This window comes from Paenibacillus sp. FSL H8-0104, from assembly GCF_038050215.1.
Lineage (GTDB): Bacteria > Bacillota > Bacilli > Paenibacillales > Paenibacillaceae > Paenibacillus > Paenibacillus amylolyticus.
This window is the reverse complement of record NZ_JBBOTC010000001.1, coordinates 3,117,959-3,142,485: the sequence shown is the minus strand read 5'-3', so window position 1 is coordinate 3,142,485 and position 24,527 is coordinate 3,117,959. Positions and strand designations below refer to the sequence as shown.

General features: G+C 44.9%; 18 protein-coding genes. 3 read left to right on the top strand and 15 right to left on the bottom strand.

Going from position 1 to position 24,527, the window contains the following annotated elements:
- Position 1 precedes the first annotated feature (1 nt).
- The 5 genes from NST38_RS14090 to NST38_RS14070 form a co-directional block, all read right to left on the bottom strand.
- Positions 2–1,303 (bottom strand): glycoside hydrolase family 125 protein, encoded by a 1,302-nt coding sequence (locus tag NST38_RS14090; protein WP_076249437.1) that lies wholly within the window; start codon positions 1,301–1,303, stop codon positions 2–4.
- Between the two features lie 222 nt (positions 1,304–1,525).
- Positions 1,526–2,698, bottom strand: coding sequence for a GntR family transcriptional regulator (locus NST38_RS14085; RefSeq protein WP_305955663.1), 1,173 nt, complete (start codon positions 2,696–2,698; stop codon positions 1,526–1,528).
- Positions 2,699–2,953: 255 nt separating this feature from the next.
- Complete coding sequence (locus NST38_RS14080; RefSeq protein ID WP_036670772.1) at positions 2,954–8,206, bottom strand: S8 family peptidase; 5,253 nt, start codon at positions 8,204–8,206, stop codon at positions 2,954–2,956.
- Positions 8,207–8,893: 687 nt separating this feature from the next.
- Positions 8,894–10,411, bottom strand: a complete 1,518-nt coding sequence (locus tag NST38_RS14075; RefSeq protein WP_083677366.1) for an exosporium glycoprotein BclB-related protein — start codon at positions 10,409–10,411, stop codon at positions 8,894–8,896.
- Positions 10,412–10,694: 283 nt separating this feature from the next.
- Positions 10,695–12,155: an alpha-L-fucosidase gene (locus NST38_RS14070; RefSeq protein ID WP_076249439.1), complete on the bottom strand. Its 1,461-nt coding sequence runs from the start codon at positions 12,153–12,155 to the stop codon at positions 10,695–10,697.
- Between the two features lie 122 nt (positions 12,156–12,277).
- Here NST38_RS14070 and NST38_RS14065 point away from each other — a divergent pair, with 122 nt between their 5' ends.
- On the top strand, positions 12,278–13,123 hold the full coding sequence (locus tag NST38_RS14065) for an AraC family transcriptional regulator (RefSeq protein ID WP_076249440.1): 846 nt from the start codon (positions 12,278–12,280) through the stop codon (positions 13,121–13,123).
- 28 nt (positions 13,124–13,151) lie between these two features.
- Here the strand turns inward: NST38_RS14065 and NST38_RS14060 are convergent, their stop codons facing one another.
- The gene (locus NST38_RS14060) at positions 13,152–14,237 is read right to left on the bottom strand and encodes a glycosyltransferase WbsX family protein (protein ID WP_076249441.1); all 1,086 of its coding nucleotides are present in this window, start codon (positions 14,235–14,237) and stop codon (positions 13,152–13,154) included.
- A 61-nt stretch (positions 14,238–14,298) separates the two neighbouring features.
- A complete protein-coding gene (locus NST38_RS14055; protein ID WP_143781207.1) occupies positions 14,299–15,291 on the bottom strand; it encodes a hypothetical protein in 993 nt (330 codons plus the stop codon).
- Between the two features lie 287 nt (positions 15,292–15,578).
- Here NST38_RS14055 and NST38_RS14050 point away from each other — a divergent pair, with 287 nt between their 5' ends.
- Positions 15,579–15,986 carry a hypothetical protein gene (locus NST38_RS14050; protein ID WP_235193806.1) on the top strand — a complete coding sequence of 136 codons (408 nt, stop codon included), beginning with the start codon at positions 15,579–15,581 and terminating at the stop codon, positions 15,984–15,986.
- A 113-nt stretch (positions 15,987–16,099) separates the two neighbouring features.
- On the opposite strand, the gene NST38_RS14045 is transcribed toward NST38_RS14050, so the two are convergent.
- From NST38_RS14045 to NST38_RS14020, 6 genes are all read right to left on the bottom strand, one after another.
- Positions 16,100–17,446: a glycoside hydrolase family 30 protein gene (locus NST38_RS14045; protein WP_076249443.1), complete on the bottom strand. Its 1,347-nt coding sequence runs from the start codon at positions 17,444–17,446 to the stop codon at positions 16,100–16,102.
- A gap of 22 nt (positions 17,447–17,468) precedes the next feature.
- Positions 17,469–19,112, bottom strand: coding sequence for a sugar ABC transporter substrate-binding protein (locus tag NST38_RS14040; RefSeq protein ID WP_076249444.1), 1,644 nt, complete (start codon positions 19,110–19,112; stop codon positions 17,469–17,471).
- Positions 19,113–19,149: 37 nt separating this feature from the next.
- Positions 19,150–20,037 carry a carbohydrate ABC transporter permease gene (locus NST38_RS14035; RefSeq protein ID WP_017688674.1) on the bottom strand — a complete coding sequence of 296 codons (888 nt, stop codon included), beginning with the start codon at positions 20,035–20,037 and terminating at the stop codon, positions 19,150–19,152.
- Between the two features lie 15 nt (positions 20,038–20,052).
- The gene (locus tag NST38_RS14030) at positions 20,053–21,042 is read right to left on the bottom strand and encodes an ABC transporter permease (RefSeq protein ID WP_218640789.1); all 990 of its coding nucleotides are present in this window, start codon (positions 21,040–21,042) and stop codon (positions 20,053–20,055) included.
- Between the two features lie 119 nt (positions 21,043–21,161).
- Complete coding sequence (locus tag NST38_RS14025; RefSeq protein WP_017688676.1) at positions 21,162–22,184, bottom strand: LacI family DNA-binding transcriptional regulator; 1,023 nt, start codon at positions 22,182–22,184, stop codon at positions 21,162–21,164.
- Positions 22,185–22,364: 180 nt separating this feature from the next.
- Positions 22,365–22,709 carry a thioredoxin family protein gene (locus NST38_RS14020; RefSeq protein ID WP_076249445.1) on the bottom strand — a complete coding sequence of 115 codons (345 nt, stop codon included), beginning with the start codon at positions 22,707–22,709 and terminating at the stop codon, positions 22,365–22,367.
- Between the two features lie 118 nt (positions 22,710–22,827).
- Here NST38_RS14020 and NST38_RS14015 point away from each other — a divergent pair, with 118 nt between their 5' ends.
- Entirely contained in the window at positions 22,828–22,965 is a 138-nt protein-coding gene (locus tag NST38_RS14015) for a hypothetical protein (RefSeq protein WP_017688678.1), read from the top strand.
- Positions 22,966–23,044: 79 nt separating this feature from the next.
- On the opposite strand, the gene NST38_RS14010 is transcribed toward NST38_RS14015, so the two are convergent.
- On the bottom strand, positions 23,045–23,347 hold the full coding sequence (locus tag NST38_RS14010; protein WP_306068467.1) for a DUF3817 domain-containing protein: 303 nt from the start codon (positions 23,345–23,347) through the stop codon (positions 23,045–23,047).
- Between the two features lie 195 nt (positions 23,348–23,542).
- The gene (locus tag NST38_RS14005; RefSeq protein WP_036670760.1) at positions 23,543–24,511 is read right to left on the bottom strand and encodes a LacI family DNA-binding transcriptional regulator; all 969 of its coding nucleotides are present in this window, start codon (positions 24,509–24,511) and stop codon (positions 23,543–23,545) included.
- Positions 24,512–24,527 lie beyond the last annotated feature (16 nt).

Here is a 24,527-nt window from a genome sequence, read left to right as displayed (position 1 = left end):
TCTATTTCTGTACGCGGAATCCGCAATAATCCATAATCAGTTCACTAAAGAGCATGTTGGACCATGAAAACCATGGACGTGTATATTCATGTGGATTGTTGGCCGAAAAACCTTCATGGGTCAGTCCGGTATCCGCATCCGTCTTATGGATGAGCTGAAGCAATCGTAGTTTTTCATTGCGATCCTCTGTAGTCAGCCCCTGCATCGATAAAGCGATATGCCAGATGTACCCTTCCGGTGTATGCGGACTACCGATTCCCGCTGCTGCTGTTCCCTCATAAAAATACGGGTTGTGCGAGGAAAGAATGAAACGGCGTGTATTCTGATACACCTCGTCGTTCTCCTCCACATATCCGAGATAAGGTAAAGACAGCAGGCTCGGCACATTGGCATCATCCATCAGATTGTGATTGCCTTTCCCATCCGTTTCGTATGCATATATGGTTCCATATTCCGGATGTTCAACGGTGCCATAATCCTGAATACCTTTGTTGATCTGTTCCTCCAACTGCTGAGCAGTCGCTGCCAGCGTTTCATTCTCGAACACCACTTCAGCAATTTCCTGTAGATATCGAAGCGCCACAACGGCGAACATATTGGATGGAATCAGATAACCATATTCACAGCGATCGTCGCTGGGACGGAATCCCGACCAGGTCATGCCTGTATAGACTGTTTCAGTACCTCGTCCCTCTCGGGTGAGCGTATCGGTTTCGGGAGCATCCAGACGTTGGAATGTGTAGGGTGATTTCGTCTCATGATGCTGTTCCACTTGCCATAACTGCATGATGATCTGGGATGCTTTACGGAACGTATCATTGAATTGAGTTGTTCTTCCCGTGTTCTTCCACAAGAGATAACTGAGCTGAATCGGATAAGCCAGTGAGTCGATCTCATACTTCCGTTCCCAGATCCAATCATTCATCTGCGTCAGGTCTTCCTGATGTCCTTTTCCACTCTCCGTCTCATTAAAAGCGTTTGCATACGGGTCCAGGAGAATATATTTCAGTTGACGTTCAACCAGTCCAGCGATCATGTCAGCGATATCTTCATCCTCTGAAGCGAGAAGCAGATAAGGTCTGACCTGAGCGGCAGAATCACGTAACCACATGGCAGGGATATCTCCCGTAATCACAAAAGTTGTTCCATCTTCTTTGCGCTGAATTGTGGTTGCCATCGTATTGGTAAAACAATTTTTAAACATTTGGTTGAGTTCCGGATGGTCCGGCATACGTTTGTTAACCTGATCAATCATGTCGTATATCGAGGGAGAAATTTCTTGATCATCTCTGGGTGTCAGCATGTTGTCCTCCTATTTAATCCAGTTTGTTAACCGCTTTCATCATCCTAAAACGAATATAATGTTATGTCAATATATTTATTTGTATATTAGCATGTTATTTTAATTTGAAGACACCAAATAATATACCATTTAAAGCAATTCTCCCCATTTTATCCGCACCAAAAAGAGGCCTCGTTTATACGAAGCCCCTGATTGAACACAATGAATATTAAGTTGTTATAATTAACCCTTTTGTTTCACCATACTCGTTGACTTCCCCTTCACCAATCGGGCAGGCAAAACAACCCTGTTCACTGTCATTTCGTTGTTCTGCATACTTTGAAGCACCATCTCGAATGCCTGTTTTCCCATATCAAACTGGCTTTGTCTCATATGGGTTACACGGCTTCCTTCGGCAGCGTTTGGACTGTCAAAGCAAATGATGGACATATCTTCCGGGATTCTCAGACCAAGCCGATCCGCTGCCTGTTCTGCAAGTAAAGCAATATGATACTCCGCAGCAAAGAGTGCAGTAATCTGGGGGTATTTCTGTAAATGTTCCACCAATGTCTCCACATCACGGACCTCGACTTGAGGATCAAACACACTTGGCAGTGTCGAAAGAAAAGATTCTAACCACAGTTCCCTGTTCACCAGAACTCCTTGATCATTGTGAGCCTCAATAATGCCTTCAATTCGTTCTTCAATGGGTGTAGTGTTCGCCGGAGGCTGCGTCAGAAAAGCGATGTGTCGGTGACCGAGATCGAACAAATAATTCATCCCTTCTCGCGCCGCGCCTACATTATCCGTACTGACAGATGAAGCTGGAATGCCTTTCAAGTACCGGTCAATCAGGACAAACGGGAATTTGTTAACGACCAGTTTTAAAATCTCATCGCTGAAATATTCACCCTGTGCCGGGAAAATAATCAATCCATCCACACCCAGTTCCAGCAGTTCCTGAATGCTCTGTTCCTCCTGCTCGGGAATCCCGAAGGAACGTCTAAGTACGAGAAAACAATCATGCTCTCGCGAAGCTTCTTCCATACCATATAACAGTTCTGTACCATACATATCACTGAAATTAGTAATGACCAGACCAATGAGCAGCTTCTTCTCTGGATCTTTAACCGAAGCAAGCGGAGCAGGTCTGTTAGATCTTTCTTGTAACATTTCTGCTGTGTCGGCTACAAAAGAACCCCGTCCCGGCTGACGAACAATTAATTGTTCACTCGCCAGCATCTCAAGTGCTTTTTTAGTTGTAATCCGGCTCACTCCGAATTCATCACATAATTCCTTTTCCGAAGGAACACGCTCACCCACTTGATATTGATGAAGCTGTATCCGTTCACGCAAGGATTCAAAGATCTGTTCATACATCGGCTTGGATGCCGAATCTTTCCCCAATACAAGCACCTCCATAAATACCCATACTTCTCATGTTCTACATCCTAATATATCATGTTATATCATTAATGTGAAGAAAGGAGACAACTCACCTGCTGTCATATGAGAGCAAAAGAAAAAGCATCCCGATGGATGCTTCATTAATCTTAGGCGTCAGTTATGAATCGAGACAACAAAAAGCCGACAAGCCCTGATACCTCGGCTTATCGGCTTCTTGCTTAGATGGTCAAAACGCAGTTATCATCCAAGTCATACTTTGCATAATTAAGGTTGCAGACCCTCAGCGGACGGTGGACTCACTTCCGTTCCATTCTCTTCAGGGCTCGAATCTGGTTCTGGAACGGATTGTTCTTGTGCTGCGCTGACGAACAATCGTCCAGCTGCTTCCGCCTCTACTTTGTTGCCTGCTGCATCCTGAGCGCGAATCACAATGACTCCACCATCCAGAACAAGGGATGAAGGTGTTGTGTACGTACCCGTATAACGACCAGGTTCAGTCTCCACCAATGGAATCTCTCCTGCCCCTTGGGCATTCAGATTCAAAGGTAACTGAATACGGAAAGATGCTTGCAGACCAGGTTTACTATCAAATGAAACGGTAACACTCTCCCCTGATGTGATTCGAACATCTTCAGCCGGAGTAATATTCGTAAGTTCTGGCAACGCCGTTTCCACATAGACGGTGCGGGTTACGGTTGTTTTGTTACCAGCGATATCGGTTGCTGTAATGGTTATTGTGTTCTCGCCTTCATTGACCAATACACGGTGACTGAAACTTCTGTCTTTACCCACTTGTACGGTTTGTCCGTTAACGGTTACCTTATCGAGGAATTGTTCCACGACATTACCCGTTACGTGAACCACTTCTGCATTGATGCGATCCCCTTGAGCTGGCGTGAGAATCGTCAATTGTGGTTTGGTCTGATCCAGAATAATGACTACGGGGAGTGAACGGTCCGTTGTTTTACCGTCTACCACTGCCTCCGCAGTAATCGCATTAATGCCAGAACGGAGCTTCACACCGTATGAGAACTTCCCATTTGCCACCGTTGTGGTGCCAGCCAGATCCTTGCCGTTGTAGATCTTGATCTGAGCTCCAGATGCCGGAGACGTTCCCGACACAGTGAAGGTCGATTGATTCGTATACGTGTTTGCAGGTACTGTGAGCACAGGTGCATTTACCGGATATCTCACGACTGCACGAATCATGTAATTGCCTTCTTCTACCGGTGAAGTACTCCATGCTCCGCTTACACGCTGCCAGCTTCGACCTGCATTTGGACCATCCTCATCGGTAGCGAGTCCCGGAGCGCTAGTTCCAGCTAAACTCTGTACATACACGATATAGAAATCACCCGTTACAATGACCGGTTCTGGGAATTCAACGGTTGTCCATTGATCGTTACGAAGTGCAGTACCGTCAAATGGTCCAGCCAGTTGCCGTCCCGGAGCTCCGCCCGCACCCGATGCATCATATACGGCATATTGGAACGCTGTGCCTCCAGGTACAGGCCATTCGGTGTTCCAGAATCGGAACGATGCACCTGTCAGTTGAGCGGTCTCCAGCTCTGGTGTCATTCGAACTGCCCAAGCGTTATCCGCAGCATTAAAAGCTCGTGCGTTCTCTGCTGTTCCATCATCATAAGCAATTTCCCCAGGGAAACCGATGAATGGTTTTAAGGCAACATTTGCCTCAGCCGTACCATTACCAGGGACTGTCACAGTAACGGTTTTACTGTAATAATCTGCAGCCCGGATGGATAGGGTATAACTTCCTTCCAATACCTGAATATCGAAGCTGCCATCTGAACCTGTGCGAACTTCACCTACATTCGCATCTTCCACCACGAGAACGGAAGCATCAGCCAGTGGTTGTCCTGTCCGCTCATCCGTTACTACACCTTCAATCTGCCCATGCGGAATTGCTTCCAGATTAAAGTTGGCTTTGGCTCCATTGCCATCTGTAATCGTCACCTGCTGAGTTCGAGGATAATATCCATATGCTTCAGCTTTTAACGTGTAATCACCTGCTACGTGTGTGAAGTTATACTTGCCTGTAGCTGGATCTGTCTTCACCGAACGTCCGGTTTCCAGTACGGTAACCGTTGCACTTGCAGGCAGGCTTTGTGGATTAACCGAACCTGTTCCTGGTTTTTCAACTTCAGGTTGTTGCTGTTTCGTTTTGTTAAATTCCGCTTTGTCTGTCCGCGAAATTTTGTACCATGGATTATCATAGGACGGTTTTGGTTTGTCATTGTTAAGCACAACCGCACTGTCCTCCGTTACCGTCTCTGCAGCAACTCCCAGTACACGGAAATCATCAATGAACCAGCCTGTCTTCACAACACTGTTATCTGAGGTCAGGCGGAACCGGAATTGAACTTCATTACCGGTAAGTGCATCCAGATCATAAAATACAGGTGTCCATTGTTTACCGTTGGTACTATGTGAGAATTTGTCCAGTTCTGACCATGTGGTTCCACCATCCTTGGTGACTTCCACATACCCGTAATCGTATCCACTCTCAATCTCGTACCAATGATTAAACGTAAGTGTTCCTTCGGACACATCCGTCAAATCAATGACCGGAGATACGAGTGAATAGTTGGAGCCACTCTCGTACGTATTGTCGAGATCAGTCGCCCAGACATTCGGTGGAGAAACCGCGCTGGCAGGTCCCGTTACCGGAATACCGCGTTCCCACTCATCTTTGGTTCCTGAATGAGTCCAGCCATTATCATCACTGCCATCGAAATGATCGATGTAGATATCCTGAGGCACCTCTACTGTAATGGAGACCTCATTCGATTTGTCGCTTTCATTGCCACTATAATCAAGTGCGGCAACGGTATAATAATACGTCGAATCTGTCACCGTAGCCGTATCTGTAAACGTTGTTCCTGTTGCAGTTCCAATGGATTCATAACCTGCACCTGCGGTTGTGGAGCGATATACGATATAGGATTCGAGATCCTCATCGCTCGGACCCGTCCAGCTCAAGGCTACATTACCAAGAATATCGGCCGTCGCAGACAATCCGGCAGGAGCACCCGGAGCAATCTCATCCAGTTCTTCTACAGCGAAATCATCAATGTACCAGCCAGCCTTTTGCAATGAATTATCGCTCGTCAGATTGAATTTGATGAACACCTGCTGTCCCGCGTATTCGCGAAGATCCACATATTGTGTCTTCCAATTGCCACCTGTACCCGTGAAGGTTAACAGTTCTTGGAACACATAATCGCTATCCTCGGAAGCGATGTATACCTTGCCGAAGTCGATGTTATTCTCCAAGTCATACCAGTGCTTGAAGGATAACAATGCCCCTTCCGGACTCTCGGTGAGATCAATTGGCGGCGCAAGCAGATATGCATTGCTATTCGCCACATAAGTTCCTTGCAGATTGGTTGCAATCACCTTGTCACCGGAGTAGGCACTTCCAGGACCACTGCTTGGTGCTCCCCATACCCAGGTACTTCCGGTTCCGCCAGTCGTGAATCCAAGCTGATCTTCTTCAAAATCCTGAAGGTATCCTGGCTGAACACCATTGGACACAGCCACTTTGTATACCTGACTTTCGAATCCGTTGTTACCGTAGTCGTTCACACGGATATAATACTCCACACCTTGCGGTTCAATAAGAAAAGCAGGGATTGTCGCTGTATACGTCCCATCTTTGTTATCTCCAGCAATCCGGTTCATCGGTAGATAAACGTACTGGTTGGTGCCTGTCGTTTTGGCAAAAGCCTCGACGGAGACTACTGCGACGTTATCTGTCACATGAGCCGTTAGTGGTATATCAATGCCTGTAAAGGCAGAATTAACAGGGGTATGTGCCAGTACTGGCTCTTCCAGATCATCTCCGGCCGTAACCACTCTGCCGGATACCGTGCCAATTCCTTCGAGTACAGACCCCACAGCATCAAGGGCATTAATAATGCCGTGACCGTAGCCGTTATTAGGAGATGTCGGATACTGACTATCCGTTCTCGGCGTGGCTGTATCTGTAATGATCTGCTCCAGCTGATCCACCGTAAGGGAATGATTGGCCTGAAGCAGCAGTGCAGCAAGTGCAGTTGTATGTGGGCCTGCCATGGATGTTCCGTTCCAGCCTCCCTCATATACTCCGCCCGGAACTGATGAACGGATATTCACACCAGGTGCAGATACTTCCGGTTTGATCTCACCATACGGGGATGGGCCCAGCAGGGAGAACGAAGCCAGATTTCCGTTGATATCGGTTGCTCCTGTAGCAAAACTTTCAGGATAGTTGGCTGGGTTAGCAACAGAACCAGGTCCGCCCGGGTTACCCAGTCTCACATTTCCTGCGGAGAATTCCGGGAAAATCTGAGCATCACGCCAAGCTTGGACCATAGGACGGAACCATTCATCCAATCCTGCGCCTCCGCCCCACGAGTTGTTAACAACATCCGGTGCAAGTTCAGGATGCAGATTGCCTTCCGCATCCACCGGAGCGATCAACCATTGTCCGCCATCCAGAATAATGGCATCTGTTGTTTCCGGATTGAATATCCGTACACCAATCCACTTCGCACCGGGAGCAACCCCGATCTGGTTGGTACCATCTGCTTCGGAGCCAACCATCGTACCCATCGTGTGCGTACCATGCCCGTCTCCGTCCGCAGGGAGGGAAGCATTACTGTGCGGATCATACCAGCTCAGTTCGGGATCAACGATATTGCCCGAAGCATCCAGTCCCCGCCATTTGCTGCGAAGCGCCGGGTGGGTATAATCCACACCGCTGTCCAGATTGGCAACAACAATCCCTGTTCCATCGATGCCCCGATCCCACACGGCAGGCGCATTGATGTAATCCAGGTTCCATTCCACGTTCTCTGTCGCAAGCTTGTCCTTTGCAGCAGGCTCTTTGTCTTTGTCTTTGACACCGACTGAAGAGTCTTTAGCTGGCGTTTGGACAGCATCTTTGCCTGGTGCCGCATTCGCCGGTTCTTTACTCACTTCGGCTTTCTGTAAGTATCTCGTCTCATTCGGTAGAATCTTCTCCACCTCAGGCAGCAGCGCAATCTGTTCCATGACTTCTTTGGTACTCGTTACTGCCAGTGAATTTACGATAAAATAGCTTTTATATTCTTTGACCTTACCCAGGTCAACTTCCTTTTCCAGATAAGTTTCCAATGGATATTGTGTACGCGAGGCCGTTTCTCGCAGAGAGCTGACAACCGAATTACGAACGGACAGCTTTGTGGCTGAAGCCGTTTGTTTGGCGATGGTCGCCTTTTCAAGGGCCTGTTTGGAGACTGCTGCTGTATCCACCTGTTCCTTCATTTTCACCAGATAGGTCACATATTCACTACCATCAAATTCTTTGGTCAGCTTGGCGTTTACTTTGGACTCCGTAACTTTGGCAAGTCCAGATTTCATATCCAATTTGGATGATGTGGAGTTTTCAGCTGAAACCGGATGAATGATCGAAAATGCAAGGAGAAGCGAGAGCCCCATGGAGATGGGCTTGCGTAACCGATTAATCTTTATCAAACTTTTCCACTCCTTTTACCCGGTTTTTTAATTTAGTCTGGTACATATGCCCTTCTCTGCAGAATGAAACGGTAAATTACCTTTATTGCGTACGAAATAGATACCCTGGATTTCACATAAAGCCTCACCTCCTTTACAGGTCTGGTTAGGGAACAATATGAGTCAGAAGAGATAACAGATCAGTCTATGATTTTTTACTTGGAAGTTTAGGAGATTGAATGAATCAGATTAAACCATGTGAGTGAATAGTTTGGGTGTTTGAATAATGCAATGAGAGTGAATGTCTATAAGCATTCATGTGGAAGGGTAATCTGGAGCGTTAGCAGAACGCTTGCTAAGGAGTGGTGGATATGACTTTCGATCGTGATTCGAGTGAGTGCTTAAACATTTTAATTACATATAATAGTCGATTAGGAATTTAATTGGATTTTATTGGTATAGTATAAAGTCATTATTCGATATACACAAGCACTATATTGAAAAATATAGAAAATAAGTCTATTTAATGCTTTTATGTGTCTGATGTCGCTTACGTATTTCAGCTTATTTTTCGTATTTATGCATTATTTTGATGAATAATAGTTTGTAGTAGTTCTATATAACCAAGACCTGACACTCAAAATTTCAAATCAAGAAAAAGAACGACATGAGAACTCTCATGTCGTTCATCTCAAAATTTATATCTCATCATGTAATGTTCACGCCGCCACTTGCATACCCGACAACCGTATTCACAAGTGTGAGTCCGGCTGCCGTTGCCGAGAACACCAGCAGCAGACGTGTCTGTGCAGTCACAGGTATAGTTAATCCGGTTGTTATGCCATTGGAGATACTACCCAATGCAATAATACCGGTGAGTGGAGGTGCCAGTGTAACAACCGCCCCCGGAACCGCAGTAAATGCATTATCAGGAGTAGGTGAACTGAATAATTGCGCAGTGATGGTCACCGTTGAACCAACTAAGGCCAAGGCTGCTGTGGTACTGAAATAGGCAGCAATCGAAGTTATAACGCCATCCCGTGGGACAGAGAATGCAAAGTTAATGAGTGGTCCGACAATCGTTCCCGTTAAATCAATCGTGCCACCCAGAATGCTGACTCCTGTTGCAGAGCTGCCGAAACCGATAAGGCTTGTCGTTCCCACCAGTCCACCAAGAATCGTTGTTAATATGGCAGGCCCGCCAGAAGCAAACGGTATGATGGCGCCAGAACCCGTAGCCCCAGTAACACCGGTGCTGCCAGTTACTCCCGCAATCCCAGTTGCGCCGGTAGCCCCGGTTACCCCTGCAATTCCCGCTGCACCCGTATCTCCTGTCACACCCGTTGCCCCGGTAGCCCCGGTGACTCCCGCAAGTCCAGCTGCCCCGGTAGCCCCGGTGACTCCGGTGGCTCCTGCTACGCCAGGATCACCTGTTGCTCCTGTAACGCCCGCTGCCCCAACAGCTCCTGTACTCCCCGTTACACCTGTCGCTCCTGTTGCGCCACCTGCTGGGCCTGCCGCACCCGTTGCTCCAGTAACACCTGTCGCACCTGCTGGTCCCTGGGCACCAGCAGCTCCCGGTGTACCAGCTGGACCTACACCACCCTGAGAACCAGCAGCGCCAGCCGGGCCTTGTGGACCAGGTACGCCCTGAGGACCCGCTGGTCCTGCAGGTCCTGCCGGACCTTGACTGCCTATGTTTCTAAGCCCTGTTGTGATAGCCAATTCGGTCGCCCGGATCAAAATGACCAGTTGATCTTTCTCAGCCGAATCGATATTCCCCTGTAAAATGACAGATAGGAGCACATCCAGCAATTGCTGCAAATTGGTTCCCACACTGATCGGAGAAAATGGAACGGCCTCTGCAGATACAATGGTAAGCTCCAAGATCGCTTCGAGATCTGCCTTGGTTCCCTTTTTCAAATCCGAGCAATGAACCAGAGCCAGTAATTTACGCAGTACCTCAATCAGAAGTGAAACATTGTGAGGCGTGGGATTGGCAAAAACCTGTACAATTGCTCCCTTCAACTCACCAATTAATTTGAGAAGGAATTCGGCTTCTTTGTCAAAACACTTATGATGGTGGTTATTGTGATGATGATTGTGGTGGTTATGATGGTGCTCGTGATGGTGTTCTTTGTGCTGCTCTTGGGGATGGTCACAGTCCTCAGCTTTTTTTTTCTTAAATCCGCTCCAACCATATCTGATGCGTTTCTTTGGTTTCATCTTTTTTGCAGATCCTCCTTAGTGAGTCTCAATCAATCCATTACAGGCGAACATCACTGGTTTGATGATATCAGTATATTAGCAAGCAAGAATTTCGTGATTATTATATAAGTAAATTTCCGAATTACAGTTTTCAGCTTGGAGGAGCCTCCATTATCATGAAGAGGATTTTGCATGGAAGTCAGCCTTATGTATAACCCAACCAAAAGAGCGCTATCCGATGAGTACAATACTCCTAGATGCGCCCTTTTTATATTTACAGTATTTAATTTATCTTTGTTGATTAGTCCAATTTAATTTTGAAAACAATAGGCGCATTACTTTTCACAGTTGTCGTTGTGATCATCAGTGCGTCCGCTGTTCTCTCCCATTTCGGTTGTTCCTCGTAACCAAGTACCTGAATATCTTGAATGCCCCCTTGAAAATGGTGAGAATTTTCCTTCAGGGATTTAATCTGCACCACCCCGTTATCTGGATAGGCAAGAACCGTGGCATACAGATCGCTTTCTTTTAACGTAAACCGTATATCTTCACTCGTAAATATCTTCGTATCCCCATCCGTGAATTGCCCTTCCTTCACCTCTGTCGGACCCTCGCCAAACGTACGCCAGAATGACGTGTCATAGATCGCTTCCCCATTCACTTCCAGCCACTTGCCAATGCTCAGCAAAATCTCACGATCTTCTTCCGGTATGCTGCCGTCTGCTTTGGGTCCAATGTTCAGCAGTAAATTTCCGTTTTTGCTTACAATATCGACGAGATCCCGAATGATCTCTTCAGCCGTTTTATAGTTATTATTTTCCGTATAACACCATGAGTTTTTAGCAACAGCTGTATCCGTTTGCCAAAAATAGGGCTTAAGCTCAGCGAACTGTCCCCGCTCCACATCCGGAACGGCACTACCAAACATGTAGGCCTCATGTTTATAATTGATAGCTACAGGCACGCCCCATTCTTCGCCTTTGTTATAATAATAGGCAGCAAATTTTTTAAGATAGGGTTTGAACGCAACCGTTTGAATCCACCAATCAAAATAAAAGACCTTTGGCTGATATTGATCGACCAGTTCACAGCAGCGAATCAACCAGTCCTCCAGATACTCCTCGGTTGGAGGTGAGTCATACAAGTCGAAGTGATCCTTGGGTTCAGGCATGGCAGGCCAATAGAAATCCCCACGCTCCAGAGGTTCCTTAATATCTGAATCAAACTCCTTCCCGTGAGACATGAAGAACCAGTGCTCGGCGCGGTGAGACGACACGCATAATGTCAGCCCCTGCTTCTCGTATGCAACCTTCATCTCACCGAGAAGATCCCGTTTGGGGCCCATTTCATATGTGTTATAGTGAGAGATAGAGCTTTTGTACATCTGAAAACCATCATGGTGCTCAGCCACAGGCATAACATATCTGGCTCCAGCCTGTTTGAATAACGTTGCCCATTCGTCTGCATCGAACTTCTCTGCACGAAACATCGGAATGAAGTCTTTATATCCAAAGTCCTTATGAGGTCCATACACCTCAAGGTGATGTTCATAAGCTTTGGTCCCTTGTATGTACATATTTCGCGAATACCATTCGCTATCATAGGCTGGTACAGAATATAGCCCCCAGTGAATGAATATGCCGAATTTCGCTTTTGGGTACCATTCGGGTACTTGGAAGGTGCTAAGCGAACTCCAGTTGTCCTTGAAATTACCGCTCTCAATCGTTGCTTCAATATGTTGCAAATATTCGTTTTTGTCCATGAGATGTTCTCATCCCTTCTGTTATTGTCTGTAGTTGTATTGTAGTGCTACGGCTGAAAGATAGACATGCAGAACACTAACTTTTAGATGGACAATAATAACCTTGTATGGAGATGAAAAGTATGAATCATCAAACTTTGCTTACGAACTACCTGTCCAATCTCCAAGTCGAATTATTCATGGTCAATTACAATCGGTGCGATACGGATTGGCGGGATCTGGATTACACGCCCGATTACAGCAAGTTTTATTTCATATGCGAAGGTGAAGGTTGGCTCAAAATTGGGGATGAGGAGTATTACCCTGCACCTAATCAACTTATTTTAATGCCAGAGGGGATCCAACAGTCCTACTCTGCCATTAATGACCGTCCTTTTCTCAAATATTGGTGTCACTTTAGCGCAAAGGTTGGGGGAATCAATCTGTTCCAAATTCTGAAATTCCCACACATCTGTACGATAGATCAACCTGAGTTGATTCAAGCAATCTTCAGCAGTATCCTTACATATGCAAAATCCGATGAAGTCTATGGCCATATGATGGCCAAGAGCAAACTAACCGAGCTACTGTCCCACTATATAATGAATCTGGATCTGGATCAGATCTCTTTTATTAACGTGCCTGTCATGGAGAAACTGTCCACCATTCTGGCTTATATTGATTCCAACATCGAAGAGAATATTTCGGTTCAGGATCTGGCCCAGATCGCCTACATGCATCCGAATTATTTCATTCGATTCTTCAAGCAGCAGATCGGTGTTCCTCCGATCCTCTATATTACTGGCAAAAAAATCGATAAGGCCAAGGAGTTGCTGGCCTGCACCCCGAACACAATAACCACCATCGCCGAGCATCTCGGTTTCAGTGATTTGTATTATTTCTCCAGACAGTTCAAAAAGCATACAGGGTTAACTCCAACGGAGTACCGCAAACAACAAACGGGACTTACAACGAAACATGGTCTATAAATAAACTCAAAGCAAAGAGAGAGTTCCCTCATTCGGAACTCCCTCCTATAGACTTGTTTCTGTTCGATTCATGCTGAGTTACTTTCTTGAGTTCTCTCAAATAAGCATAACCATAGTTTTGATCCGGCTCAAGATATGCCCCTTCCGCCCACTCATTCCAGGCATTAACAAAAAGATATTCACTTTTGTACAGCGTCCTCGCTCGTTCCATCTGTCTGGACAGATACAGCCCAAACTTCTCTGGGGTGGCCCCGAGCGTACTCTGTCCGTCAACACCTCTCCGCGGTGTATTATCCCAATTGACAAAAGCACCTGGATAAACAATTTCTCCGTTACGGTGTGGTGTTCGTTCGAGAATGGAGGACCATACCTTGTCGTAATTCACAGCAATATGCTGCTGTCCCTTGATATTCATTTCGATCCAGATTCCATTCATATGTCCATGTGCAAACGTATAATGCGGTTCAAATTCCATACTCGCATCAAAGATCTGACCATTAAATGTAGGGAATCCACCAATGGTCTGCACAAAATGAATCCCTTTCAGGCCATGCTTCAAAGCCAATTCACGCCAAAACTGAATCATTTCCTCACATTGCGGAATACTGGCTGGTCGATAGATCAGAAATAATGGCTTATCTTCCACTCGAATATATCGTTTGTCCTTAAATACTTTTACCAGATAATTAAAATGTTCTTCCCAATCCTCTCGATCCCCATAGTTCTGGGCCATGAGAACATCGGATTCTTGCCCATCCCATTTTCTTGTCCATGTCTCATTGGCCCAGGACAAGCAAAAAGGAAAATCAGGCTCCCCACTTTCCAAAATTTCATTCACTGGTTTTTCCAGCAAACGCTTGCCTTTGAACCAATAATGATAATAACAAAATCCATAAATGCCATGTTGTTTAGCCGTTTCCGCTTGCCAATTTCGTACATCTGGATCGGAAAGATCATAATATTTCCCCTGAAACGGCTGCTTAGGCTGATGATGACCCGAATATAAAGGCGTGGCTTTTCTTACATTGGTCCATTCAGTAAAACCGTCCCCCCACCATCGGTCGTTCTCCTCAATCCGGTGAAATTGGGGCAGATGCAGAGCAATTACCTTCAATCAGAACTCCTCCAATGCAGCAACTTGATGCAGCCTACGCTCCTGTGATTTTTGGGATGATTTATATGAAAATGATATCCAGCAGTCGCAATGTTTTTTGTAGATGGGATTGATTATATTTCATGTATGCCAGAGCATGGCTAGCGGCCAGTCTCCTTGCATCAACACTCTGCCAGTAATGTTCAAACTTCAGAGTGAGTTCTTCACAAGAGTTGTATTGTTGAAAGTTACTAAGGTCAATCCCGTTGCTCTGATTCACAGATGGTCCTATGAGCTGAAACGTCCCACATGCGGCAATTTCCATCACGTTTTTGATTGATTCGCCACGATGAATAACCAGTTTACTTCCGTTATATAACATCTGACGAGCTTCATTCGTATGAACAGGCTTGAAATCCCCGATCTGTGCCCAACCCTTTCCATCTACCCGAACCTTTTTGTTATCCAAAAGACCCGATTTGGCAACAGCGTTGACGATGCCATCCGATTCTGCATCCCCGATGATATAAACATCCGATTCGTACTCCGAGGGAACAGCTTGCGGACAGAATATATGTGGATCAGGTGGCATGAACAGTTCATGACTACCAGTGCTTCCCATATGATGCTGATCATCGCTTATTTGGGTTGAATGTTGTGTAAACACGTGATCAAAAATCGGTAGAATAGTTTCGCTTTGATTCACTTGTTGATCGGCAGACAACCAGATGGCCTTTTTCACGGTGGATGTCCTTAATGCTGTAATATTCTCATCCGGCAAGTTTTCTCGGCTTCCGATAACCATAATCAGGTCAACATCATAGGAAGACAAACAGGCTGACACGGTTTCGATATATTTAATCTCATTCACATTTCTCACGAGATGTTTCAGACTCTGTTCAATCAGGACACAATGTGATGACATTTCTCGGTCATTACAAGGAGTGATAAGAAGCACATTTAACTCCTTATAGATCACTTTTGGTACTTCTCGGGTAGGTATGCTTCCCACCTGCATCATTTTCAGCCATTGCTGATTCAGTTCCAATTGCTGTACTTCCATATGTTTACGCATGGATTTGAGTTTCCTGTTCAGAACCACATTCATCTGTCTCAGGAATAACCGGTTCGCATCATGAACTGAACGTTTCTTTTTCGTGGACTTAACCTGCATTTTTGACTTCTTTTGGATAGCAAACCCTCCCGTTCCATACGAAAACATTCTCTGCCTACAATATGCATGACATAGTGTTTCGCTAACTCTTTTTTTGCAAAAGGGGCTTTATCCCAAGTATATAATGTGTGGCCACCCGGATCATTCCAGATCTTGTCCTCATAGAATATATGAATACTGTATAGGAGATGATATCTTTGCCAACTTTTGATAGCATCCTTGTCACCGGTAATCAGACCATTAACCAAGATCTGCAAGTTAATGGTAATCAAACCGTTGGTGTCGATCTAAACGTCAATGGCAGTCAGACCATAACAGGCAGCCTTCAAATCAACGCCAGCTCCTCGATTGTCAACCATTTGGGTGTAGGCGGAGTGATTGAAGCTGGAGATAGCGTTAAGGCCGCTACACAATTAATGGCACTTAATCAACCTACTCTTCCAGTCTCCCTCCCCGTTTTGCAACAATTCAGATATTACAATCCTGGTGTTGCAGGTCAACCCGGTCTGGTCTTAACAGGGACAGCTGGCAACCAATATATACTGTTCGTTGATGAGAGTAGTGGGACACCCCATCTCGCTATTCAGCCCGTATAATATAACCCTGAATAGATGAATTTCACCAAAAGAAGCGATATCCGAGTACATTCCGGATATCGCTTCTTTTGGTTTCTTTTCTGATGAAGCCTGGTTATAACTCCATCCATTTATTAATCTGTGATCAATACGGACATGACACTCTTGCTTTCCAGCTGGAACTTCATCAATACATCGTCGCGTAGCTTAACCTGTATGTTACCCGTCTTCTCCCCATCATTGAAGAGGACTAGAGCTACGGAACCATCGGCATTTTTAAAAGCCACAGAACAAATTCCATCATAACTGGATGTTGATTCGATCCGAACAGCCTTCGGACGGATCACAGCACTAAAATGAGCCAGAGCATAATAATCAAGTGTATACGTAAGTTCCTTTGTTTGCTGATTCACCTGTACGATGCCACGGCACGTACTTTGTCCAAAGCCAGGGACCGTAGGACCGTTGTTCTCATCAAGTGCCATATTCCAGAGTACAAATGACTTGCTGTAATTACGAAGAATGTGGATTCCCGTTCGCATCACATTCGAGAAGGCTTGCTCAAATGGCGGAATCCACTCCCCGCCTGAGCCTTCAGTGAAATGCACTTCTTTACCTGCAAAAGCTTCATAAACCTTCGTTTGAGCGGAAGCATCGCCCCCGTACCAGTGCCAGGCCACGCCGTCCACTTCATCTCCCGCTTGTTCAAGTACAGTCAGGGGATAGTCCGGTTGATCCCAGTTGTGATCGTAACAGAGAATCTTGGTTTGAATATTGTTTTGCACAAAGGCTGGTTTGAGATGGTTTTTGATAAAATCTGCTTGTGCTTCGGCTGGCATCAACATACCGGGATAGTGCCTTGGTTCATAAAGCGCCTCATTCTGTGGTGTGATGGCATGGATCGGTAATCCATGCTTGCCATACGCTTGAATGTATTTCACGAAATATTCAGCATAAACGGGATACCATTCAACCTTCAACTGTCCGGTAATCATCGATCCGCTCGTTTTCATCCATCCCGGTGCACTCCATGGTGAAGCAAACAGTTTCATTTCAGGATTCAATGCCAACGCCTTTTGCGTTAAAGGAATAACATCCTCTTCATCATGTGAAATACTAAATTGGGTTAATTCCGGGTCCGTCTGCTGTTCGGGCATATCGTTATAACTGTATACCGTTCTCGCATAGTCCGAAGCGCCCATCGGATTACGGATGACTGACAGCCCGATCCCTTTCTCCGGATGGAATAGTCGGGTCATGACCTCATCCCGTTGTTCCTCATTCAAGATTTGGTTGATCAAATAGGCAGATGAATCGGTAAAAGAAGCACCAAATCCGTCCATCTCCTGATACGTTAGCTGATCATCCAGATGGATGGTCGTTGTCTCCTTATCAGCATCCAGTGGTTTCAATTGATCTTGGGTTAGAGATACAAATAAATCTTCTTCACCCGTAGATTTGTACATTTTAAATGTAGTCATAAGATTCTCCTTCATATTTCTATTATTGAATGCCTAGTTTCTCTTTGTTCAATTTCATCTTTTCACTGCGTACCTTCACAATCTCTTCCCAACGATTCTCACCTAAAAATGACTTGTAAGAAGCCAGTGCATTGTCATACGAGGCATCATCCTTGGAACGTACCATACTGACCAGTGTTGTATTCCACTTCGTATTGATTGCTGACAACGCACGAGCTTCAGGTGTACCTTGATCCGGGCTAATATTCTCCAGAATAAAGTGTGGTTTCAGCTTGCCTTTGCCCCACTCCTGCATCTGTTTAATCGCTTCAGGAAAAGCATCTGCACTGAGTGCTTTGTGGCGGTCATGACCGAAGAACATAAACTCACCCATTCGATAATCCTTTTTAAATTGATCCGCATTATGCAGTTGCATGTCTTTCACTGCTGGCAGTAATTCTACACTACCGTCGGCTTTGGTTTGGAAGGTCTCCCCTTCGATCCCGTAATTCATAAGCGTCTGTCCTTCTTCACTCAATAAGTACGTAAAGATTTGAATTGCCTTGGCCGGGTCTTTACAGTCCTTGGAAATAAAGTTGATCATCCAGCCTGTAATACCGGACTGATTCAAGGTTGGCTCATTGCCCTTGGTACTCTGTGGCCCATCAATGGCGACGTATTCTTTGCCTTCATTGGCGCTCATATAAATTTGCAGGTTTCCTCCCTGTTGAGGTGTGCCATCCAGCAACATCGTTGCATATTTTCCCGATTTCACTTTCTCTTCAAAAGCCGTACCATCATCGGCAAAACTGTCATCACTGATATTGCCGTCTCTATACACGGTGTTCAATGTTTTCAACCACGTGAGGTAATCTTCATCCAGGTTACGATCATAGAATTCTCCATTCTCGTTCTCAAGCGGAACACCAATGAAGTCTTGCAACGTATCTCCGAGTGAACCCGTTCCTTCACCAATGGAGTTGAATCCAAACGGGATCAGCGCAGGGAACTCTTGCTTAATTCGTTTCATCACACTCTGGAATTCTTCTGGCGTTCCAATGACCGGACTACCCAAAGCTTCGTACACATCTTTACGAATGATAAATGCGGTTTTGGCAGGAATGTTACCGCTATCATAATCCTCTTGCGTATTGGAATAGTTCGGGTAACCGTAGGTTTTACCATCCGCCAATTGGAACCAGTTCAATGTATCGGCAGCCGCAACTTTATTGAAGTAAGGATCATATTTTTCCGCCAGATCGTTCAGCGGCATCGCCCAAGTTGCAGCTTTTTGTACCACAGGAGAATTGGAGTCAAATACCGTCAGCAAGTCAGGCATATCTCCACCGGCGAAAAAGGTGTTTAACTTGGTATCATCACCCGTGATAAATTTAATATTGATGTTCAGATCCTCTTTGATTTTCTTGGTAACAATGTCCTTGCCAAAATCGGTGTTCCACCAGTCCGCATTGACGTACCATGTCAGGTCGGTAGCCTCTTCCTTTTTATCCAACTGCCAAGCTGGCTTTTCCGGGTCAACCGTATAACGATCTTCAATGGAAACCCAGTTTCCTTCACTTGAGCCCCCAGATCCACCACTGCAACCTGTAATCATAAGTACGGCTGTGAGCAGTGTTGCGAGCAATTTAATCCCTTTTTTGCCTGATGCCTTATTCAACTTCAACATATTTTTGTTCCTCCTCAAAATGGGGTATTGGTTGCTCCTATTCCTTGACTGCTCCGAGCATCATTCCCGAGATAAAGTATCTCTGAACGATGGGATAGATCAGCACGATAGGGAGTGTTGTAATGACAATGGTGGCCAACTGCACGCCTTTGGTCGTTGTTTCAATAACAGCCGAACCCCCGACATTTTGCATGGATTGTGTCTGTGACTGCACGATAATCTCATACAACATCATCTGAAGTGGATACAGTGACTGATCGGTAATGTATAACTTGGTTGTCATAAAGTCGTTCCATTGCCCCACCCCATTAAATAGTGCAATTGTAGCCATGGCAGGCATGGAGAGTGGAATGAAGATTTTCAGGAAAATATGCCAATCCCCTGCACCGTCAATCTTGGCCGATTCTTCCAGCGAATCCGGAACATTCCGGAAGAAATTCATCAGAATTACGACATCATAGAAGCTGAATAACGCCGGGATAATGTACACCCAGAAGCTGTTAAGCAGGCCAAGTGATTTGATTAACAGGTATGTCGGGATCATACCGCCCGAGAAGAACATGGTAATAACACCCATGGCAACGTATAATTTACGGCCTCTTATGTACTTTTTGCTCAGACCGTAACCAACCATGGCACAAAAGAACACATGTGTAACAACGCCGATCGTTGTTTTGGAAACTGATATGAAGAAGGCCTGCCAGATGCCCTGATCATTGAATACCGCTCTGTAATTCTCCAGCGAGAATTCCGGTGACCAGAAGATGAATCCACCTTCCGCCAACGCTTTGCCTGAACTAAAGGAAGAGATGATGACATTCCAGAGCGGAACCAGAATAACGATCGTACAGATGATTAACAAAATCATATTTAAGGTATCAAAGATCCGACTATCGAGATCTTCTTTTGCCACCTTTCCATTCACGCGGGATGCCTCCTTCTACAACACAGATTGATTATCGTTTAATTTGCTTGTGATTTTGTTTGCAGTGACGAGCAGAATGACAGAGATGATGGAGACACCCAAGCCAACGGCCGTTGCATATGAAAAGTCACCCTGAGACATCCCCATACGGTAGACGTACGAATTGATGACTTCCGCTTTATCGCGGTTCTGGGAGTTCATGAGCACCAGCGTCTGATCCAGATTCGACCCTAATAAACCGCTTACAGTTAAAATCAGATTTAAGCTTATGATTGATTTCATATTAGGCAATGTGATATTCCAGATCTGTCTAAGACGGCTTGCACCATCAATTTTGGCCGCTTCATAATACGTAGGATCAATCTTTGCCATGATCGCCAGATACAGAATCGTTCCCCAACCTGCTTCTTTCCAAATATCCGATAACGTAGCAATCCACCAATACTTGCCTGCATCCAGCAAGATGTTCTGCGGTTGCGAGATCACTCCCAGGCTAAGTAACAACTGATTAAATAACCCCGTTGTCGAAAACCAGGTGATCAGCATTCCCCCAAGTACGATCCAGGACAAAAAGTGAGGTAAATATGAAACCGTTTGCACAAACTTCTTGAATCGTCCGCTGTTTAACTCGTAGATCATGATTGCGAGAATGATCGGAATGACAAACCCGATACCTAATTTCAAAAAGCTGATCCCCAACGTATTCACAACTGCATCCCAGAAGTATTTATCTGACAAAATGATTCTAAAATTATCCAACCCTACCCAAGGAGCGGTAGCCAGCGTATCAATGACCGTGTAATTTTTGAAGGCAATTGTCAAACCGTAAATCGGAATATAACAGAAAATAATCATAAAGATAATGCCAGGGATAATCATCGATTGAATCTCCCATTGTCTCCAATAATCGACTATGAATTCTTTAATCCGTTGTCCGATGGGTTTCTTCCCATTGGGATTGATCGCATTTTTACCTGTTGATGTCTCTACGGCTAATTTATCCACGTTTTTTTACTCCCCTCCATCATACATACATTTATATAAAAACGTTTTTATTTTTCGACATAAAAAACCCCTTTGTTTTTATTTATGTAAAAAAAGACCGGAGAAGAAGCTGAGTCAACTTATGTACGGTAGTCTTTCCGGTCGATCTTCACATGGCTTGAACCTCTAACCACCAGCTCACCCGCCAATTTTTGCGCAGCCCCTTGTTCTTTCTCCTTAATCATACCCACCAGTTGATTGATTGCCAGGATACCCTGTCTTGCAATTTGATTTCTTACCGTTGTGAGTGGTGGAGAAAAATACTGTGCGATATCAATATCGTCAAAACCCACGACACTAACATCTTGAGGCACTTCAAAGCCCTCAGACTTCAACGCATGCATACAGCCAATTGCACTCAAGTCATTCCCTGCAAGAAATGCATCAGGTCGCTTGCCGGGGTGCAAATGAAGAAAAGATTTTATCGCACTATACGTGCTCTCCTCCTCAAAATACCCTTGTATAATGTAATCTTCATCGATTGGAAGCTGGTATTCATGCAAGGCAGCCAAATAGCCGTCTCTACGCTGCACACTGTCAAACATCGTATCCACACCCGAAATATAAGCAATTTTCTTGTGCCCCAGCCCAATTAAATACTTGGTAGCTTCATAAGCCGCCACGTACGAGTCAAAAATGACACTTCCCATCGTATCGCTCTGATAGACCCGATCCAGAAAAACCGCCTTGATCTTGTCTTTCTCCATTGCGATAATATCTTGCTCATCAATCCGAAGCTCTTCGTAGATAATGACACCATCCACCCGCCGACCCAGAATATTACTCATAATAACGTGTTTATCCTTGGTCACAAATACATTCAAACCATACCCAAGACGATCACATTCGCGAGACATTGACTCAACCAGCTTATAGAAATACGGACCCGATACACTTGTAGTGAAAAAACCAAGCATTTTGGTTTGACCGGACTTCAACAGCTTGCCATTCAGATTGGGCACATAATTTAAACGCTCTGCCACCTTAAGAACATGTGATTTTGTCTCCGGGTTCAAGACATCCACACCATTTAAGGCGTTGGAGACCGTAGATATGGATACGCCCGCTTCCCTTGCTACATCTTTAATCGTTATCTTTGCCATAAGTTTTGTTCCTTTACTATAAAAACGTTTTTATAATGTTTAAATTATCATAAAACCGTTTTCATGGCAACACTTTAATTTGCGAGTTCAAACATCATGTACTTTATTCATAGCTATATGCCACTGAGGGCGAAAAAAAACGGCTCATGTATGAGCCGCCGTTCATGAAGCTTTAGCTTTCTATTCCTCATCCTGGATATACATGGAGTGAATCTGTTGCAACTGCTCTTCCAGACGTTCCAAGCGAACAAAACGATCCGCTCGAATATATTCCTTCTGCTCCACAAGCATGATCATTGTTGGAACGGTAAAAATAAGAAACTTGGAAGCAACTTCTTCCACGTCGTTAGCATTAATGTGACCGAGGTATATTGATGGATAAGGTTCAAGCAACGCCCTGATCTTGGGGAGTAAAGAGTGACATACACTGCACTCTGGACGAGATACATACAAAAAAACCAATTCATGTTGTTGAATAACTTCTTCAACCATTTCTATGGATGTTAACTCATGAATATCTTTCATAGAAGCTCAACCCTTTCAATCATTCAATAGCTTGCTCATTTAAACTTTTTCTTTTCAAGTATAGCCTATATGCGTTAGAATCAAATGGAATATATCCCCATATGAAAGAGGTTATGGTATGAAAAAATCATTCTTATTTCTGTTCACTGCCCTGGTTGTTGTTACTTCCTTCTCGGCGTATACACCTGTGTCGAATGCCTCAGGCGATATTGGAGTCAGCTTATTGTCCGATCGTCAGCAAGGTACAGTAAAGTAGAACTTGTACAGAAAGTAACAGGCGACAATTCGGATAACATCTGAATTAGTCGCCTGCTTTCATTTATTCTTATTGATTTTTATTTCCAATCTCTCTTTCGAAGATAAGATTCGAATACAAAAGTACCAAACGGCAGTAGACCGGCGAGTCCACCCATCAGCCAACGTGTTATCTTCCACTTTTTGACCAGAGCCAAATGCACTAGTGCAATAAGATACAAAGGAAATAAAATACCATGAATCATGCCCATTACGGCTACAGCGGAAGAGATATCTGCAAAATATTTCAGAGGCATAGCAATAAAAATCAATAAAAGTAAGGATACGCCCTCCCATATGCCCGCAATTCTGAATCGGCCTGTCACTGTTTTCATAAAGTCCATTCTCACCTTTCCTGCTAATCGTTTGTGAAATATGTAACTTGTAACATGATACAAAAATCTCACGCCACATCTCCGTACAGATATGTCGTTCTGAAGCTCATATTCAGTATAACGTATGACTCCGATTTGAAGATGCTTCAAATTTGAATAATTATTGAATCCATAAAATCAGATTCCAACATCAGTCTTATGGATTCAAGTCGTCTCACGCTCAATCAGCTGGTATGTCAGCTGTTCGGTCTGCAACTCCATTTTACCCAATACGGCCCACAATTGATGGAAAGCCTGGGTAGCTTGCTCCGCAATCGGATTGTGTATGGTCGTGATTCCAAGAACACGGGAAAGCTCGATATCATCAAACCCCACAATGGCGAGTTGTTCCGGTACCTGAATTTTCCGTCTGCGTGCTTCACTAAGAATGCCGATGGCTGCATAATCATTGGAACATAATACGGCCTGTGGAAGTTCTGGCCCCTCAGCCATTCTTCGCATCGCTTCTTCGCCATCGGAGGAGCTAAATACGGAATATTGATATGCTTCAGTCCACACATGCAACCCTCTGCTCTTCATGAAAGATTCATAGGCTTCACGGCGGCTCTGGGTATTCAAACTTTCAGCCCTTCCAAATACATTTGCAATTCGGGTGTATCCTCTCGAAACCAGATGCTCCAGAGCTAACTTATACCCCTCTGCCTGATCCATAGCAACAGACGGAATCTCGTCATTCCCCATTCGCTGCCAGGAGACAATGGGCCCATACTCCATATAAGCCTTTAATTTCCGAGGATCATTAACACAAGCAATAATAACTAGCCCATCGACTCGTTTACTGCGCAGATCTTCGAACGCCTGCAATTCAATCTCCGGATCTCCACGGGATGTATAGATAATCGTCTGAAACCCAAAATCCATGGCTGTATCAATAAATTGATTCATGAATGTAAGAATGATCTCACCTGTGGTAGAGGTCACAATTCCAATCTGCTTTGTTTGCCCTGTAGATAAAGATACCGCATTCCGGTTGGGAATATAATTCAACTGTTTCATAATATCCGTTATGATCTGTCTTGCTTCATCACTAACATGCGGAGAATGATTAATCACGCGTGATACTGTCGCTTTTGAGTAACCGGACCGCTTCATAATTTCATCAAACTTGGACATCGGAGACTCCCTTCTT